17 protein-coding genes and 1 pseudogene are annotated in these 17,224 nt (G+C 67.2%); 5 read left to right on the top strand and 13 right to left on the bottom strand.

Features of this window, described 5'->3' with window-relative positions; translation table 11 throughout:
- Positions 1-24 precede the first annotated feature (24 nt).
- Both GY40_RS11370 and GY40_RS28235 read right to left on the bottom strand, forming a co-directional pair.
- Positions 25-1,068 (bottom strand): ABC transporter substrate-binding protein, encoded by a 1,044-nt coding sequence (locus GY40_RS11370; RefSeq protein ID WP_038362570.1) that lies wholly within the window; start codon positions 1,066-1,068, stop codon positions 25-27.
- A gap of 165 nt (positions 1,069-1,233) precedes the next feature.
- The gene (locus tag GY40_RS28235; RefSeq protein WP_248311137.1) at positions 1,234-1,566 is read right to left on the bottom strand and encodes a hypothetical protein; all 333 of its coding nucleotides are present in this window, start codon (positions 1,564-1,566) and stop codon (positions 1,234-1,236) included.
- Between GY40_RS28235 and GY40_RS28475 the strand changes: the two genes are divergently transcribed.
- The 3 genes from GY40_RS28475 (at position 1,553) to GY40_RS11380 (ending at position 4,779) form a co-directional block, all read left to right on the top strand.
- Positions 1,553-1,681 (top strand): hypothetical protein, encoded by a 129-nt coding sequence (locus GY40_RS28475; RefSeq protein WP_282568282.1) that lies wholly within the window; start codon positions 1,553-1,555, stop codon positions 1,679-1,681. The two genes, GY40_RS28235 and GY40_RS28475, sit on opposite strands and share 14 nt — an antisense overlap.
- Before the next feature lie 173 nt (positions 1,682-1,854).
- The gene (locus tag GY40_RS11375; RefSeq protein WP_038361936.1) at positions 1,855-4,224 is read left to right on the top strand and encodes an Orn/Lys/Arg family decarboxylase; all 2,370 of its coding nucleotides are present in this window, start codon (positions 1,855-1,857) and stop codon (positions 4,222-4,224) included.
- A gap of 15 nt (positions 4,225-4,239) precedes the next feature.
- Positions 4,240-4,779: a GNAT family N-acetyltransferase gene (locus GY40_RS11380; RefSeq protein ID WP_038361939.1), complete on the top strand. Its 540-nt coding sequence runs from the start codon at positions 4,240-4,242 to the stop codon at positions 4,777-4,779.
- A gap of 99 nt (positions 4,780-4,878) precedes the next feature.
- Here the strand turns inward: GY40_RS11380 and GY40_RS11385 are convergent, their stop codons facing one another.
- Genes GY40_RS11385 through GY40_RS11415 form a run of 7 tightly spaced genes read right to left on the bottom strand, consistent with a single transcriptional unit; the run spans position 4,879 to position 10,832 of the window.
- Positions 4,879-5,790 carry a homocysteine S-methyltransferase family protein gene (locus GY40_RS11385; RefSeq protein ID WP_038361942.1) on the bottom strand — a complete coding sequence of 304 codons (912 nt, stop codon included), beginning with the start codon at positions 5,788-5,790 and terminating at the stop codon, positions 4,879-4,881.
- Positions 5,787-6,509: a GntR family transcriptional regulator gene (locus GY40_RS26555; protein ID WP_051987767.1), complete on the bottom strand. Its 723-nt coding sequence runs from the start codon at positions 6,507-6,509 to the stop codon at positions 5,787-5,789. Before GY40_RS26555 ends, GY40_RS11385 begins: the two co-directional genes overlap by 4 nt.
- A 10-nt stretch (positions 6,510-6,519) precedes the next feature.
- Positions 6,520-7,293 carry an ABC transporter ATP-binding protein gene (locus GY40_RS11395; RefSeq protein ID WP_038361945.1) on the bottom strand — a complete coding sequence of 258 codons (774 nt, stop codon included), beginning with the start codon at positions 7,291-7,293 and terminating at the stop codon, positions 6,520-6,522.
- Positions 7,290-7,991: an ABC transporter permease gene (locus GY40_RS11400; protein WP_038361948.1), complete on the bottom strand. Its 702-nt coding sequence runs from the start codon at positions 7,989-7,991 to the stop codon at positions 7,290-7,292. The genes GY40_RS11395 and GY40_RS11400 overlap by 4 nt, the downstream gene beginning before the upstream one ends.
- 2 nt (positions 7,992-7,993) lie before the next feature.
- A complete protein-coding gene (locus GY40_RS11405) occupies positions 7,994-8,719 on the bottom strand; it encodes an ABC transporter permease (RefSeq protein ID WP_038361951.1) in 726 nt (241 codons plus the stop codon).
- A 19-nt stretch (positions 8,720-8,738) separates the two neighbouring features.
- Positions 8,739-9,605, bottom strand: coding sequence for a transporter substrate-binding domain-containing protein (locus tag GY40_RS11410; RefSeq protein ID WP_038361954.1), 867 nt, complete (start codon positions 9,603-9,605; stop codon positions 8,739-8,741).
- A gap of 36 nt (positions 9,606-9,641) precedes the next feature.
- Complete coding sequence (locus GY40_RS11415) at positions 9,642-10,832, bottom strand: M20 metallopeptidase family protein (RefSeq protein WP_038361957.1); 1,191 nt, start codon at positions 10,830-10,832, stop codon at positions 9,642-9,644.
- A gap of 128 nt (positions 10,833-10,960) precedes the next feature.
- On the opposite strand from GY40_RS11415, the gene GY40_RS11420 reads away from it, so the two are divergent.
- Positions 10,961-12,088, top strand: coding sequence for a trans-sulfuration enzyme family protein (locus tag GY40_RS11420; RefSeq protein ID WP_038361960.1), 1,128 nt, complete (start codon positions 10,961-10,963; stop codon positions 12,086-12,088).
- 79 nt (positions 12,089-12,167) lie between these two features.
- Here the strand turns inward: GY40_RS11420 and GY40_RS11425 are convergent, their stop codons facing one another.
- From GY40_RS11425 to GY40_RS11435, 3 genes are all read right to left on the bottom strand, one after another.
- On the bottom strand, positions 12,168-13,214 hold the full coding sequence (locus tag GY40_RS11425) for an ABC transporter ATP-binding protein (RefSeq protein WP_038361963.1): 1,047 nt from the start codon (positions 13,212-13,214) through the stop codon (positions 12,168-12,170).
- Positions 13,211-14,767, bottom strand: coding sequence for an ABC transporter permease (locus GY40_RS11430; protein WP_248311154.1), 1,557 nt, complete (start codon positions 14,765-14,767; stop codon positions 13,211-13,213). The genes GY40_RS11425 and GY40_RS11430 overlap by 4 nt, the downstream gene beginning before the upstream one ends.
- Before the next feature lie 79 nt (positions 14,768-14,846).
- Positions 14,847-15,854 carry an iron ABC transporter substrate-binding protein gene (locus GY40_RS11435; protein ID WP_038361967.1) on the bottom strand — a complete coding sequence of 336 codons (1,008 nt, stop codon included), beginning with the start codon at positions 15,852-15,854 and terminating at the stop codon, positions 14,847-14,849.
- 133 nt (positions 15,855-15,987) lie between these two features.
- Here GY40_RS11435 and GY40_RS28240 point away from each other — a divergent pair.
- Positions 15,988-16,104 (top strand): annotated as a pseudogene (locus tag GY40_RS28240) (IS5/IS1182 family transposase); the annotation flags it as partial.
- Between the two features lie 215 nt (positions 16,105-16,319).
- On the opposite strand, the gene GY40_RS11440 reads toward GY40_RS28240, so the two are convergent.
- Positions 16,320-17,207 (bottom strand): ABC transporter permease, encoded by an 888-nt coding sequence (locus GY40_RS11440; protein WP_038361970.1) that lies wholly within the window; start codon positions 17,205-17,207, stop codon positions 16,320-16,322.
- Between the last annotated feature and the right edge of the window lie 17 nt (positions 17,208-17,224).

The raw sequence follows: 17,224 nt of genomic DNA on the forward strand, positions 1-17,224 counted from the left end.
CGTCCATCCGTCTCGGCCAGGGTGTCAGTTGGTCTTGGCGGCGATGACCTCGTCGAAGCGCAGGTCGAATTCCTCGCGCGCATCGAGCCGCTTCGGCAGGTCGCCGGCCTCGTGGATCACGTCGATCAACGATTGCTGTTTCGCGATCAGGCTGGCCAGCAGTGGAAACTGGAACTCGCCTTCGGACTCGACGATCTTGCGGGCATCGGCCGGTTTCAGGTTCTGGCGCTTGACGTAGTAGGCCTCGACCCAGGCATCGACGTTCTGGTGCGACCAGCGGCTGGCATCGATCCAGCCGGCGACGAATTCGCGGATCGCAGCCGCCTTGGCCGGATCGTCCAGCGCCTTCTGGCTGGCGTAGAGATAGGTCAGGCTCCTGGGCAGCCGGTCGTTCTGAGCCTTCGGCAGCGCGCTTGCGCCGCGATCGGCGAAGTCGGCGAGATAGCGCGAGAAATGCGGCTCGTTGAGCGCCGCGACATCGACCTGGCCGGTCCTGACCGCATCGGGGAAGTCGGCGGCCCGAAGCGGCACGAGCTTGACGTCCTTGCGCGTCAGCCCGGCGAGCTTGAGCGCGTTCAGCACGAAGGGCTGGCGTCCGGTGCCCTCGCCATAGGCGATGCTCTTGCCCTTCAGCTCCTCCAGGCTGTCGATCTTCAGGCCGGGACGCACGGCCAGGAAGTAATCGGTCTCGGAGGAGACGCGCGCGGCGATGATCGGGATCTTCTCGCCGGCGGCATGCGCCTGGATCGGCGGCGTGTTGCCGACGGTGGCGAGGTCGAGCGCGCCGGCCCGGAAGGCTTCGAGGATCGCCGGACCGCCGAGGAAATTGGCATAGGTTACGTTGCTCGAGAGCTTCGCCTGCACGCCCGAGGCACGGATCAGCGTCTGCAGCGCCTCGTTCTGATCGGCCGCCACCAGCTTCGTCCCGGCGGGGATCTGCTGGGGAAGCGCTCCCTGAGCCGCTGCGTCGCGAGCGGCAGAGGGAATGAACGGCAGCAGCAGCGCCAGCTTCAGCAGCGCGCGGCGGCTCGCTTCGAAGTGCTTGGAGTGCCCCGTCGTGCCGGCCATGGTCGTCACCTTCTGCAAATTCACGGTCGTCGGCGACCAGCGCCGGACTCCCCAAATCTTGCAAAAGGATCGTTTGTTAAGTCAAACGAATGTTCTTTTTAAGATACGACGCAAAGACGAAGAACCTTCCAACTCCGTGATGCCTTCCAGGAAGGAATGCCTCGTTCAGCCTGATGCTGGGCCTGCGGGCGGACGCCACCATGATGCGCGCGGCCCATCGCATGGGTTCGCCCTATGAATGGGCCCCGTAGCAATGACCTGACCGCCATGTCGGTCACGGAGGTGGCCGAACGGGCGGAGGCGAGCGAGGGCCGCGTGATCTCGCTCTGCCGCCAGCTCGGCGCGCGCGGCTTCCAGCAGGTCAAGATCGCATTGGCGCGCGATCTCGTGCAGCCGGTGCAGTTCATCCACGAGGATCTCGCCCGCGCGGACGACACCGGGACGGTGATCGAGAAGGTCTTCCGCAGCGATCTGCACCGAGGCGATGACGAGCCGCATCGCCCAGCTCGCCATCACCGACGCCCTGATCGCCTGCCTGTCGCTGGCCGACTACGACAAGGCCGTCGCGACGATCGGCAAGACCTTCGACGTGCTCTCGACCAAGCGGTTCTAGTCGTCCGGATCGGTCCCGCGGCAAACTGTTCTGGCGGCATCGAGACGCCCATCTTGGAAACTCGTTCTCCGGCCCGTGGGGCGCCCGCCCGCCGCGGCTTTGGCCGGAGCGGCAGTCGCCGAATTGTCGTAAAACTCACCCAATGCTGCGGGTTCATGCTCAGCGGAGCCGGTATGGACTATTTCAGGCGCTTCACCTTCCTGTTCGCAACGCCGAACTTCGATGCCGAGGATCTCGAAGGGATCCGCTTCCATCAGATCGTCGAGGAGATCGAGCGATCGGGCTTCGAGGTCGTCAAGGCGCGAAAGCTCGAAGATGCCGAGATCGCGGTCCAGACCGATGCCGCCATCGGCTGCATGGTGGTCGACTGGGGCAAGAAGGGGCTGGAGGGCAAGACGGCCGCGCTGATCAACCTGATGCGCCGGCGCGGCCTCGACTTCCCCATCATCCTGCTGATCCGCCGCAAGCGCTTCGAGGACGTGCCGGTCGAGGTGCTCGACTTCATCGACGGCTATATCTTCCTTTCGGAGGAAACCCCGCCCTTCATCGCCAAGAGCCTGATCAGCCGGCTGAAGCAATATGCCGACACGCTGAAGACGCCGTTTTTCGGCGCTCTCGTCGATTATGCCGAGGAGGGAAACCATCTCTGGACCTGCCCGGGCCATAATGGCGGCGTGTTCTACAGCCGCAGCCCGATCGGCCGGGTGTTCATGGAGCATCTCGGCGAGGCGGTCTTCCGCGACGATCTCGACAATTCCGTGCTCGATCTCGGCGACCTCCTGACCCATGAAGGTCCGGCACTCAAGGCGCAGAAGGAAGCGGCCCAGATCTTCGGAGCGGAGAAGACCTACTTCGTCCTCAACGGCACCTCGACCTCGAACAAGGTCGCGCTCGCCGCGCTGGTCACCGATGGCGACCTCGTCCTGTTCGACCGCAACAACCACAAGGCCGCCCATCACGGCGCGCTGCTGATCGCCGGCGGCATTCCGGTCTACATCCCCACAGTGCGCAATGCCTGGGGGCTGATCGGCCCGATGCGCTGGGAGAGCTTCGACGAGGAGGCGCTGCGCGAGCGCATCCGCACCAATCCGCTGGTCAAGGATCCGGATGCCTGGAAGAAGCCGCGCCCGTTCCGCGTCGCCGTGGTCGAGCAATGCACCTATGACGGCACGATCCACAGCGCGCAGATGATCCTCGATAAGATCGGGCATCTCTGCGAGTACATCCTCTTCGACGAGGCCTGGGCCGGCTTCATGAAGTTCCACCCGCTCTATGCCGGTCGCTTCGCCATGGGGCTGACGGGGCTGGGGCCGGAGTCGCCCGGCATCATCGCGACGCAATCGACCCACAAGCAGCTCGCGAGCTTCAGCCAGGCCTCGCAGATCCATATCAAGGACAGGCACATCAAGGGCCAGAAGCGTCGGGTCGAGCATCGACGCTTCAATGAGAGCTTCATGCAATACGCCTCGACCTCGCCCTTCTATCCGCTGTTCGCCTCGCTCGATGTCGGCGCGCAGATGATGAAGGGCCGCTCCGGCGAGGTGCTTTGGGACGATACGATCCGGCTCGGCATCGAGCTGCGCAAGAAGATCCGGGCCGTGCGACGCGAATTCGAGGAGAAAGAGGTCCGGCCCGAGCGGCGCTGGTTCTTCGAGCCCTTCGTGCCGGATCGGGTCAGCATCGCTGATGCCGCGCGCGAGGGCGCTGTCCACGACGTCGCCTGGGAGATGGTCTCTACCGACCAGCTCGCCAGCAACCCTGCCTATTGGCAGCTCGCGCCCGATGCGAGCTGGCACGGCTTCACGCGGATGGAGCCGGGCTTCGCGATGACGGACCCCAACAAGCTGACCTTGCTGACCCCCGGCTTCGACCGCGAGACCGGCGCCTATGCCGAGCATGGCATCCCCGCGCCGATCGTCGCGCAGTTCCTGCGCGAGAATCGGATCGTCGCCGAGAAGAACGATCTGAACTCGCTGCTTTTCCTGCTCACGCCCGGCGTCGAGGCCAGCAAGGCCGGCACGCTGATCAGCGGGCTCGTCGCCTTCAAGAAGCTGCATGACGACAACGCCCTGCTGGAAGACGCGATTCCGGAATTCTACCGGCGCCGGCCCGGCCGCTATGGCGGCGTGCGGCTGCGCGATCTCTGCGGCGATATGCATCGCTTCTTCCGCGACCATGACGTCAGCGGGCTGCAGAGCCGACAGTTCTCGCCCGAGCACCTGCCGGAGATGGCGATGTCACCGCATGACGCGGCGCGCTGCCTGACGCGCAATGATGTCGACTATCTGCCCATCGACGCCATCGCCGGGCGGATCGCGACGACGCCCTTCGTCGTCTACCCGCCCGGCATCGCCACCATCGTGCCGGGCGAGCGGCTGACCGAGCGGGCCAAGCCGATGATCGATTATCTCAAGATGTTCGAAGCCTGCTTCAATGCCTTCCCCGGTTTCGAGGTCGAGATCCAGGGCATCTACCGCGAGGTCGATGTCGCCGGGCAGGTGCGGCTCCATACCTATGTCGTCAGCGAGCAGGCGCAGGGCTGAGGATCGCGACGATTCATGGAAACCGACCGCCCCGTTATCATCCGCCCCTCGCGCGACGACGATGTCGAGCCCATGCTGGCGATTTATCGCCGGCATATCCGCCACGGCATCGAGGCCGGTGTCGAGGATACCGGCACCCCGCAGCCGGACGATCTGCGCGACCGGCGCAAGAACCTGCGCAACCGCAAGCTGCCGCATCTGGTGGCGACCCGCAGTGGCGAGGTCGTGGGCTACGCCTATGTCGTGCTGTTCCGCAAGCGGCCGGCCTACCGCTTCACGGTGAAGCACTCGATCTACGTCCACCACGAGCATCTCGGGCACGGCATCGGGCGGCTGCTGATGCAGGCGCTGATCGACGCCTGCGCCGCCGCCGGCTTTCGCCAGATGATCGGCTATATCGACGCGGAGAACAGCACGTCGCTGGCATTGCACGAGCGCTTCGGCTTCACCCGGGTTGGCCTGTTGCCGGGCGTCGCCTATCGCTATGGCCGCTGGGCCGACAGCGTCATGATGCAGCGCTCGCTCGGCGCGGGCGCCACGCAGCCGATCCCGTAGCCCCTGTCCGCGAATTCGGTCGGAAAGCCATCATTCGCGCAGCCGTGGGGAATTTTCCCCGTCGCGCGTGCTGTGGAGCACCGCTCATCGCATGGAAGCTCAATCGGCGCGGAATGCGCGGTGGAGCTCGCAAATGGAATCCGGTCCGATGCCGCAGCACCCGCCGATGATCCGGGCGCCGCGGCGGTGCCAGTCCCGCCCGAAGTCGCGATAGCGAAGCGGCACGATATCCTCGCGCAGGTCGCTCAGCCCCTCATTTGCCGCAGCTTCCCCGGTCTTCTCGGGGAAGGCGTTGGCGTAGACGCCGATCGGGATTCCACCCTCTCCGAGAACGTCATGTGCGAGCGCGACGGCCGGTCCCATCACCTCCGGCTGGCTGCAATTGAACAGCACGGCGGCGGCGCCGGCAGCGCGGACCGCCGCGACGGCCTCGGCGACGCCTTCGCCCGAACGGAGGGCGGGGGCCTCTCCAGCTGTGCCATCGTCCTGCAGTGTGAAGGAAACCCAGATCGGCTTGCCGGTCGGGCGCACGGCCGCGCAAGCCGCGAGCGCCTCGGCGATGCAGCTTTGCGTTTCGGCGAGGAAATGGTCGACGGATGGCAGCAGGGCATCCACCAGCACCTCCAGCATGGTCGGGGCCCGCGCGGGATCGAACAGATCGGGGCGGTAGGAGCCGAACAGCGGCGGCAGCGATCCGGCCACGGTGATCTTGCGGCCGCTGCGCTGCGCTTCCTCGTCCGCGGCGCGGCGCGCCAATTCGCCCGACAGGGCGGCAAGCCTCGCGCCGTCCTGCGCGAAGCGCTCCTCGCCGATATGGAACGGCACCACCGCATAGCTGTTGGTGGTGATGACTTCGGCGCCCGCCTCGATGAAGGCGCGGTGCGCTGCCAGCACGGTCTCCGGCGCCTCCATCAGCGCCAGCGCCGACCATTCCGGCTGCCGGAAGGGCGCACCCATCCGCTTCAGCTCGCGCCCCATGCCGCCGTCGAGGACGACCACCTTGTCCGTCATGCCTGATCGCTCTTCTTGAATTCGCCTTCGGCCCCTGCGCCGCTCGCCGCGACCAGGGCATGCTGCCCCTCCAGATCGGCGGCGAGGCTGGGCGCGATATGGGCACGCACGGCACGCTCGGCCTCATCCGGGCTACCGTGCATCACGCCCTCGAACAGCCCGCGATGATCGGCTTCGAGCGGAAAGCGCGCGGGCCAATGCGTCTCGGACCAGCGGTAGAGCCACTCCATCTTCGTCGACAGGGCGTTGTAGCGCTTGATCAGGTGGCGATGGCCCGTCGCATCGACAATCGCCCTGTGGAAGCCGAGATCGGCCGCGACGCGGTCATCGACCGAGCCGGTTTCCGCCGGCGCCAGCCGCGCGAAGGCGGCGGCAATCAGGCTTTTGGGCTGCGCCTCGCCGCGCTCGGCGAGAATGCGGGCCGCCAGACCCTCCATCGCCTCGCGCAAGGTGTAGATCTCCCAGATCACCTGGGCGTTGAGGCTGGGGACGCGCCAGTTCGAATAGGGCGCCCGGACCACCAGCTCGTCGGCCTCCAGCGCGAACAGCGCGGTGCGCACCGTCCCGCGCCCGACGCCGAGCCGCCCCGCCAGCGCGATTTCCGTCAGCACCTCGTCGGGGGCCAGGCGGCCGCGGACGATCTCGTCGCGCAGGCGCCGCATCGCCATGTCGGCGAGGCTGAGCCGTTCGATCGGTTGCTGGTCGTCCGTCAGGGGCACGGCGCGGTCCTCACTGTCCGCTGCGATGCATGCCGACGAAGCGGCGGCAGCGCTCGGATTGCGGGTCGAGGAAAACCTGCTCGGGCGGGCCCTGTTCCTCGACGCGACCATCCTGGAGATAGATGGCGTGGTTCGAGACCTCGCGCGCGAAGGTCATCTCATGGGTCACGATCAGCATCGTGCGGCCTTCCTCGGCCAGCGCGCGGATGACGCGCAGCACCTCGCCGACCAGTTCCGGGTCGAGCGCCGAGGTCGGCTCGTCGAAGAGCAGCGCGCGCGGCCGCATCGCAAGCGCGCGCGCAATCGCGACGCGCTGCTGCTGGCCGCCGGAGAGATGGGCGGGCCAGGCGTCGAACTTGTCGGCGAGCCCGACCTTGGCGAGCATCGCCTCAGCCTCCTCGCGGCATTCCGCGCGCGGCCGCCCTTGGACGTGGAGCGGCACCTCCATGACGTTCTGCAGCGCCGTCATATGGGGCCAGAGATTGAAGCTCTGGAAGACGAAGCCGAGCTGGCCGCGCAGCCTGCGGACGGTCTGCCGCTCCGCACGGGAGAAGCGATGCCCCGCATCCCTGATGCGGATCTGCGCATCGCCGACGCTGACCTCGCCCTGGTCCGGGATCTCCAGCAGGGGGATGCAGCGCAGCAGCGTGCTCTTGCCCGAGCCGCTGGCACCGATGATGGCGATCACGTCGCCGTCTCGGGCGGCGAGATCGATCCCGCGCAGCACCTCCTGGCCGCCAAAGCTCTTTCGGATGTCGGTCAGCTTGACCGTGATCGGCGTCATGCCACGCTCCGTGCGTCGGTCGGTCGGCGATAGGGGGAGAGATGCTGCTCGAGCAGATCCACCGCCCGCGCGATCACCGTCACCAGGACGAGATAGATCGCCGCCGCACACAGGAAGATCTCGATGGCGCGGTAGGTTTCGGAGACCTCCGCACGCGCGATGCCGGTGATCTCCATCAGCGTCACGACGCTGGCGAGCGAGGTCGCCTTGACCATGCTGGTGATCTCCGCGCCATAGGCGGGCAGCGCCTGCCGGAAGGCGAGGGGCAGCACGATCCGGCGCAGCATGGTCAGCCGCGTCATGCCGGAAACGCGAGCCGCCTCGATCGCCCCGGAAGGCACCGCGCGAAGACCGCCGCGCAGGATTTCCGAAGTGTAGGCCGCATCGTTCAGCATCAGGGCGAGGACGGCGCAGACATAAGGTTCGCGCAGCAGCGGCCAGAGCAGCGAGTGGCGCACCGCCGAGAACTGGGCGAGCCCGTAATAGATCAGGAAGATCTGGATCAGCAGCGGCGTGCCGCGGAAGATGTAGACGTAGAAATCGGCGATCCGCGCGCCCAGCCAGGAGGTGGCGCGCAGGCCCGACAGCCCGAGCGCGATGAGGCCGCCGCCGAGCAACGACAGGACCGCCAGCAGCAATGTCAGCGGCAGGCCGGCGAGCAGCTTGGGAAAGATCTGGGCGATGAAGGCGAAATCCATCGCTAGCTCCCGGTTCTCGCGGCGGCCTGTCCCCGCATGGAGCGCCATTCGGCGATGCGGAACACGAAACCCGAGACGGTGGTGATGGCGAGATAGATCGCGCCGCCAGCGAGGAAGAACAGGAAGGGCAATTCGGTCGAGTTTGCCGCCACCGTGACGGCGCGCAACGTCTCGACCAGCCCGGTGACCGAGACCAGCGCGGATTCCTTGATGACCGACTGCCATTGGTTGCCGAGGCCGGGCAGCGCGGTACGCAGGGCCAGCGGCGCGATGATGCGCCGGAACATCGTCCAGCGGCCCATGCCGGTGACGCGCGCCGCCTCGAGCGTTCCGGGCGCGATGGCGTGGAAGGCGCCGCGCAGGACTTCCGCCTGCGTGGCGCCGGAGAGCAGGCCGATCGCCAGGCACCCCGCGGCGAAGCCGCTAATCTCGACGGGGCCGACATGCCCGAATTGCTTGGCGACCACCGAGGCGATCTGCCGGCCGCCGAAATAGAACAGGTAGATGACGAGCAGGTCGGGAATGCCGCGCATCACCACGCCATAGCCCTGCGCGAGGCGCCGGACCGGCGCGGAGCCGGCGATCCGCGCCCAGGCGCAGAGGGTGCCGAGGCCGAGTCCGAGCGCGAAGGCGCAGGCCGATACGGCGAGCGTCATCAGCCCGCCGTTCAGCAGCGCGTGCCCCCAGCCCTCCGGGCCGAAGCCCAGCAATGTCAGGCTGTCGTCCATCCCGTTCGGCTCGCCCGCGTCAGCTCGCGGGCGTGATGTCCATCTCGAACCACTTCAGCGCCAGCTTCTTGAGCGTGCCGTCGTCGATGGTCGACTTCAGCGCCTTGTCGAACATCTCCTTCAGCTCCGGATCGCCCTTGCGCAGGCCGACCGCGGATCCGACGCCCAGGAGGCCGCCCGTGAAAAGATAGCCGGACTGGATCATCTCGCCATTCGACTTCTTCGCGCTCGCCTGGATGTTGATCTGGGAGGCCATCACCGCATCGACGCGGCCGCTCTTCAGGTCCAGGAAGGTATCCGGCCCGGACGGATAGGTGCGGACGGTCACCACGTCCTTGAAATAGCGGTTGAGGACGTCGTTCTGGATCGTGGCGACCTGTACCGCGACGGTCTTGCCGGTCAGCGCTTTCGCCAGTTCGTCGATCGCCGTCTTGGCGGCGGCCTCATCCGTGAAGGGGACACGCGGCGCGCCCGTTCCGGGCAGCGACTTGATGCTGCCCTCCTTCATGATCGCGAAGCCCGAGCCGGCCGAGGCGTAGGGGCGGGAGAAGGCGATGACCTCCTCGCGCTTCGGCGTGATCGAAACGGCGTCCATGATGGCGTCGTATTTGCCGTCGGTCAGGCCGGCGATCATGCCGTCCCAGGCCTGCGCGATCATCTCGCACTTGACGCCCATGCGGGTCGACAGCTCCTGCAGCAGGTCGGGCTCGAAGCCGATCAGGCGGCCGTCGGGAGCGTGCATGTTGTAGGGAGGAAACGCGCCTTCGGTGGCGACGCGGATGAGCTTCCATTCCTTGGCCGTGGCGGAACGGGGCGCTGCGCCCAGAGCGAGGCCGGCTGCGGCGCCGAGGCCGAGCTTCAGGAAGTCAGAGCGGGTGATCGTCATGGCGAATCTCCGGTGCCGTAGCGAATGCGGGCGGGATCAGGACAGGATGTCGAGAGCGGTGCGGGCGAGCGCGGCGACGCCCAGGCCGATGCTGCGCTCGTCCGGCTGGTAGTCGGAATTGTGGACCCGGTCGTCGCGGCCGGGCTGCGACGAGCCGACCAGCAATTGGCAGGACGGAATGCGCTCCGAGAAATAGGAGAAATCCTCGGCGCCGAAGCGCCCTTCGAGCTGCTCGACCTTGTCGGCGCCGAATTGCTCGGACACCGACCGGATCACCGCATCGACGACGCCGTCATCGTTGATCAGGGCGGGCGCCCCGCGCTTGTAGTCGATCTCGCAGGTGACGCCCATCGCCGCGGCGACGCCGTCGCAGATCCGTCGGAAGCTGGCTTCCATCGTGTCGCGGCTCTCGGGCGAGCGGCAGCGGACCGTGCCCTGGAACAGACAGCTGTCGGGGATGATGTTGTGCGTCGAGCCGCCCTGGATGTGGCCGACGGTGAGCACCGCAGATCGCGACGGATCCATGACGCGCGAAATCGCCGTCTGCAGCTGCATGATCATCGCGGAAGCGGCGACGATCGGATCGAGCGCGGAATGCGGGCGCGCCGCATGGCCCGATTTTCCGCGCACGATCACGTCGAATTCGTCGCTCGATGCCGTGGAGGCCCCCCGGACATAGCCGAAGCGCCCCACCGCCATCTCGGGCCGGTTGTGGAAGGCCAGCGCGATGGCGGCACCATCGGCAGCGCCGTCCGCGACCATCGCGGCGGCGCCGCTCTCCACTGTTTCCTCGGCCGGCTGGAACACCAGCCTGACGCTGCCGCGCAGCTTGGGCGCCATGGCCTGCAGGACAGAGCCGACACCGAGCAGCGTGGCGGTGTGAATGTCATGGCCGCAGGCATGCATCTTCCCGGGGATGGTGCTGGCGAAGGGCAGCCCCGTCAGCTCCTCCATCGGCAGCGCATCCATGTCGGCGCGGATCAGCAGGCAGGGGCCCGGAGCGCCGCCTGCGATCTCGGCCACGACGCCGGTGCGCCCGACGCCGCGCCGCGGCGAGAGCCCGATCCGCTCCAGCTCCTGCGCAACGATTTCCGCGGTCCTGACGGTCTCGAACCCGATTTCCGGATGGGCATGGATGTCGCGGCGGATGGCGATCAATTGCGGTTCGATCGCCGCGACATGGCGCTCGATGTCGAGAGTGGGGTCGTTCGGACGGTGGGGAGACATAAGAAGCTCTGACGGACGGTAAGCGGCGCCGGAACCTCGCACAGATCCTTAGCCGTCGCAATCGGACCGAGGATCGACAATCGACAATAGCTTACTAAAATGCGGGCCCGTTTCAGAATGTTGTTCTCATGCACGCCGCGACCATCCTGGCCCAGCTCGATCATGTCACCGATCCCTCAACTGGCGGGCTGGTGCCGTCGATCCATCCGGGCGTGACCCATGCCCGGCCGGGCAGCGCGATCGCGGCGGGTTACGCCCGCTCGGGCAACAGCGGCGCCGCGCTCGTCGAGAGCATTCTGTGCCAGTTGGAGAAGGGTGCGGCGGCGGCGGCCTTCGGCGCCGGAGCAGCTGCGGCGCAGGCCGTGCTGGCGAGCTTGCAGCCCGGCGACCGGGTGCTGGTCGACACAGGCCTCTACTACGAGTTCGGGCGGATGATCTGGGCCTTCGCCGAACGCTTCGGCCTGGACATGGTGCGGGTCGATCTATGCGATCTAGAGGGCGTTGCCCGCAGCATGAGCGCCGCGGTCACGCGACTCGTTTGGGCCGAATGCCCGAGCAACCCGCTCTGGCGCGTGCCGGATCTCGCCGCCTTGGCGGCGCTCGCTCATCGGCACGGTGCGCGTCTGCTGGTCGACGCGACGGCGGCCACGCCGGTCCATTGCCGGCCGCTGACGCTGGGCGCCGATCTCGTGCTGCACTCGGCGACGAAATATCTCAACGGCCATGGCGATGTGGTCGCCGGCGTGCTCGTTGCGGCGGCAGAAGATGCGTGGTGGCGGGAAATGCTGACCGCGCGCGAGATGCATGGCAGCATCCTGCCGCCCTTCGAGGCCTGGCTCCTGCTGCGAGGCATGCGCTCCCTGGCGCTGAGGATGGAGCGCGTGTCGGCAACCGCGCAGACGCTCGCCGGCTGGCTTGCCCAGCATCCGCGCGTCGGCAAGGTGCATTATCCGGGGTTGCCGCAGCATCCGCAGCACGAACTGGCCTGCCGGCAGTTCCGGGACGGCTTCGGCGGCATGCTCTCCTTCGAACTCGCCGACGCGGCAGAGGCCATCGATCTCTGTGCCCGGGCGCGGGTCTTCCGCCGCTCGACCTCGCTTGGATCGCCCGAGAGCCTGATCGAACACAGGCGCAGCACCGAAGGGGAGCAGTCCGATTGTCCTCCCGGTCTGGTGCGGCTCTCGGTCGGGCTGGAGCATCCCGACGACCTCCTGGCCGATTTGGCCGAAATGCTCTGTCCGGCGGGGCGGCCCTAGCAGATTTTCCGGTACGGCGAATGGCGGACAGTGCCCGGCACCTGCCGTCGCCGTTTGCTTCCTGTCCGGACGCTGACCTTCACGCGACGATGTCGGGCAGCAGGAACGGGCCGCCTTTGACCGATACGAAGACGGTGCTGCCGAGCTGTGGCTGCTCGGTGCTCGAAACATGGGCCGTGAAGCGTGCTTCGGCACCATCATGCTTTGTTCGCAGCGTCACCGCATATTGCCCGCCCCGGAAGGTAACATCCTCGACGATCGCCTCCAGGCCAGGCCCCACCGATGACAGTTGGAACTGCTCCGGCCTGAGCATGATGGTGCCTTGTCCGCGGCGGCGGCCGGTTTCGGCTTCGAACGCGCCCAGCCCGCAGGAGACGATCCCCTCCGCGATATCGGCCTTGAACAGGGCGGCATTGCCAAGGAACAGCGCTGTTTCGACATCGGCAGGCCGCCAGTAAAGCTCGGCTGGCCGGCCCGTTTGCACCAGCCGCCCCTCCCGCATCACCGCGAGTTGATCGGCGAAGGACAGCGCCTCGCCCTGATCGTGGGTGACGAGGATGGTGGTGATGCCGGCCTTGGCCAGCACGCGCGCGACAGCTTGCCGGACACTCTCGCGCAGTCCGGTATCGAGCGCCGAGAACGGCTCGTCGAGCAGCATCAGGGCCGGCTTGCGGGCGAGCGCGCGGGCCAGCGCGACGCGCTGCTGCTGCCCTCCGGAGAGCTCGTGCGGCCTGCGGGTCAGCATCGCGGCATCGAGCTCGACGAGCTCCATCAGCTCGCGCAGGCGGGCAGCGCGGTCCGGCTCGTTTCGCGGGATGCCGAAACCGAGATTGCCGGCGACATCGAGATGCGGGAACAGCGCCCCGTCCTGGGCGACGTAGCCGATCCGGCGTCGATGCGCGGGGGCGATCGCCAACCCGTCGGCCAATACCTGCCCGTCGAGCGTCACCGTTCCGGTATCGGGAGCTTCGAAGCCGGCGATGACGCGCAGCAGCGTCGTCTTTCCCGAGCCGGACGGCCCGACGATGGCAACGCGGCTGCCCACCTCCACGGCAAGGGATACGCGATCCAGCGCCGCTGTCGCGCCGTAGCGCTTCGAGACGTCCGAAATGACGAGCTGAGTCATGCGCCGAGCGATCTGCGGGCCTGAGCGTGCAGCAGCGCGGTCATCGGCAACGAGAGAAGGATCATCAGCACGGCATAGGGCGCGGCCTTCGCATAGTCGAGCTCGCTGGTGAGCGCCCAGAACTCGGTGGCCAGCGTCCGCGTGCCGTTGGGGGCGAGCAGCAATGTCGCGGTCAGCTCTGTCGCCACGCCCATCGCGACAAGCGCCATCGCGGCGGCGACGCCGGGCGCCGCGAGCGGCAGCGTGACGGCAAGAAGCGCACGGGCCGGGCTGCGGCCGAGCGCCGCCGCGGCACGTTCCAGCTCGACCGGGACCTGCGCGATGCCGGCCCGCAGCCCGACGAGCGCGCGCGGCAGAAACATCAGCACATAGGCGAAGACCACGGTCGCCACCGTCTGGTAGAGCGGCAAGGCGACGCGCACCGTCACGGTGACGAGAGCGAGCGCGATCACGACGCCCGGGAGCGCGCCCAGATAGCTGTGGCAGCTTTCCAGGAAACGGGTTGCCCGGCCGGGCGCGCGCACCGACAGCCACGCCATCGGCAGCGCGGCCGCCGCGGCGGCGCAGGCGCCGGCAGCCGCATAGCCCAGCGTTTCCGCCAGGGACGCGGCCAGCGCACCCTGCCGCCAGACATCGTCTCCCGAGGCCAGGAGCCAATGCGTGAGCGTCAGCGCGGGCACGCCGAGGCTGAGAACTGCGAAGGCGAGTGGCAGTGCAAGCGCCGGCAGCCGCCAGTTTCCCAGGCGCTGGCGCGGGGCAGGGCGGGGCGCGCCCGAGCCGAGCCGGGCATAGCGTGCGCTGCCCCGCAGCAGCCATTCGAGTGCGATGAGCCCGAAGCAGCTCAGCACCAGCACGCCGGCGAGCATGTTCGCCGCCGGGCCGTTATAGCTCGACTGGAACTGATCGATGATCGCGGTGGTGAAGGTGTCGAAGCGGATCATCGCGTAGAGGCCGTATTCGGCGAGCAGGTGCAGCCCGACCAGCAGGCTGCCGCCGCAGATCGCAAGCCGCAGCTGCGGCAGAACCACCCGCGAGAACACGCGCAGCGGAGTCTGCCCGAGCGAAGCGGCGACATGTTCGAGCTCGGGGTCGAGCCGGCGGATCTGCGCGGCGACGGGCAGATAGAGGAAAGGCAGATAGGCGAGGACCGAAACCAGCACCGCGGCCGGCAGCCCGTGGAAGCGCGGCAGGAGGCTGACCCAGGCATAGGACTGGACGAAAGCGGGCACGGCGAGCGGCGCGACCGCAAGCCAGGAGAGGAATTTCGCGCCGGGCATGTCGCTGCGCTCGGTCAGCCAGGCCAGCGCGACCGCCAGCAGGATCGCAGGCGGCAGCGTGCACAATTCGAGCAGCAGCGTGTTGACGAGCAATTCGCCGACGCGCGGCCGCCAGATCAGCGAGAACGCGGTCTGCCAACCCGTCTCGATCGCGATCCAGGCGATGAATCCCAGCGGCAGCAGGGCGCAGAGGGAGACGCCCCCGGCGAGCAGGAGCATGGCCCGGCTCGCGAGATTGCGTTGCCGCCTGAGCGGCAAATCCGGCAGGGCCGGCATCGCGATGGAAAGTGAAACGGTCATGGGAAAAATGCGCGTGCGGGGCCTCTCGCACGCGCCATGAGCCGACGCAACCGGGTCAGAGCAGGCCGGCGGCGGTCATCAGCTCGGTGACCTTCTTGCTGTCGAGTTGCGAGGGCTCGACCTTCGGCGCGTCGAGCTTGGCGATCGGCTCCAGCTTCGGATTCGAAGCCTCGCCGTTGCCGATGGCGTATTCGAACGAGTCGCCCTCGCGCAGGACGGCCTGGCCATGCTTGCCGCTCATCCACTTCACGAAGGTTTCCGCCTCCTTCTTGTGCTTGCTGGATTCGAGCACGCCTGCGCCCGAGGTGCTCAGGAAGGCGCCGGGATCCTGCCCGCGGAAATAGTGCAGCGCGACGTTGTTGCTGTTCTCGGCCGTCTTCGCCTGGTCGCCGAAGTAGTAGTAGTGATAGATCACCGCGCCTTCGACCTCGCCGGCATTGACCGCCTTCATGGCGACGCTGTTGCCGCGATAGGCGCTGGAGTTATCCTTCATCGCCTTGAGCCAGTCGGCCGTGACCTTCTCCCCCTTGAGGACGAGGAGCGCGCCGACGATCGCCTGGAAGTCGGCGCCCGACGGCGACGCGGCCCAGCGCCCCTTCCACTTGGGGTCGGCGAGGTCCAGCATCGACTTCGGCAGATCGGCCTCCTTCAGCTTGCGCTTGTCGTAGGCGAAGACGGTGCTGCGCGCCGCGACACCCATCCAGCGCCCGCTCGCGGGACGGAACTGGGCCGGAACCTGATCGAGAACGTCCTTGGGCAGGGTCTCGAACAGCCCGGCCTTCTCGACCAGCACCATGGCCGGAGAATTCTCGGTGACGAAGACGTCGGCCGGGGAAGACGCGCCTTCCTGGACGATCTGGTTGGCGAGCTCGGTGTCCGACCCCTTGCGGATCGTCACCTTGATGCCGGTCTCCTTGGTGAAGTCGTCGGCCCAGGCCTGGGTCAGGCTGGCATGCTGCGCGTTGTAGACCGTGATGCCGTCCTCGGCGCGCACCGTGGCCGCCGCGGCGAGCGAGATGGCGAGCACGCCGACCCGAAGAGCAAGAAACGAGTATGACGTCATGCGGCCTTCTCCTGCCGATGCAGATCAAGAGGTGAGGCCGGCGTTAGATTCTCATGCGCCAAAACTGTCAATTATTATCGTCTAGTTTATAATTATTACAAATAATGGCTCTTTGCCGAATGGTTGAAAGCCAGGGGCTCGCCCGATCCCGCCCGAGAGGAATCGAAGCTGGAAGCCCTGCTTCAGGAGGATGCTCTCCCGAGAGAGCCATCTGATCGAGCGGTTCTGCGCAAGGCCGAAGCACCTCCGCCCCGATAGCAGGGCAGGGCGCTTATCCCTCCGGATTCGACCGGAATTCGGATCCGGACCGGAGGCCGGTGCGGATCTGGCTTGCTGCGCCTGCCGGTTGAGACGTGGCCGCTCCGGCTCGTTCGGCGCAATGGCTTGCCCCGCTGTCGTTGCCATCTCGGAGAGCGGGGGCCTTCTTGCCGGTGGCAAATCCTGCATAGCGGCAGGGATGGAGGCTCATTCCGCGGGTCGGTTCGCGCGATAACGCCCCTGGACGATCAGATGCGCCAGCGCGGTCAGCAGGATCGTCGCCGTCATCAGGATGAAGGAGATCGCGCCGCCGAAGGGCCAATTGTTCTGCTGGGCAAACTGCCCGTAGACCAGCGGGCCCATCATCTGGAATTTCGGGCCGCCGAGCAGGACCGGCGTGGCATAGGCGTTCATCGCCAGGATGAAGGTCAGGATCGTGCCGGCCAGCACGCCCGGCAACGCCAGGGGCCAGAGCACCCGGCGAAACATCGCGCCGGGCCCTGCGCCGAGGCTGAACGCCGCTTCCTCGACATTGCGCGGAATGCCCTCGATCACGCTCTGCAGTGACAGCACCATGAAGGGCAGGTTGACCGCCACGATGCCGATCAGCACCGCCGTCTCGGTGAACATGATCTCGAGCGGCTGGTCGATCAGGCCCATTCCCATCAGCGAGGCGTTGAGCGCGCCGCGGCTGCCGAAAGCGGTCATCCAGCCGGCGGCACGCACCGCATTGCCGACGAAGAGCGGCAGCACCACCGCGATGACCATCAGGTTCTTGAAGCGGCTTTGGGTGCGGGCCAGCACATAGGCCAGCGGAAATCCCATCACCAGGCAGGCGAGCGTGCAGATCACCGCGACGCGCACGGTGCGGGCCAGCACATTGAGGTAATAGGCGTCGGTGAAGAACTTGACGTAGTTCTCGATCACCAGCGCATCGACCATGAACTGGCCGGGCACGAATTTGTTGAGCGAATAGCGGAACAGGATCGTGAGCGGGCCGATCAGCGCGACGGCCACGAAAAGCGTCGCCGGCAGGACGAGCAGGCCTGCGAGGTTCTTGCGGGCGCCGGCGACGGCTTCGGGGGCGGAAGTCATCGGCTTCGCCCCCGAGT

This window comes from Allobosea sp. UNC402CLCol, from assembly GCF_000745475.1.
GTDB classification, from domain to species: Bacteria; Pseudomonadota; Alphaproteobacteria; order Rhizobiales; family Beijerinckiaceae; genus Allobosea; species Allobosea spartocytisi.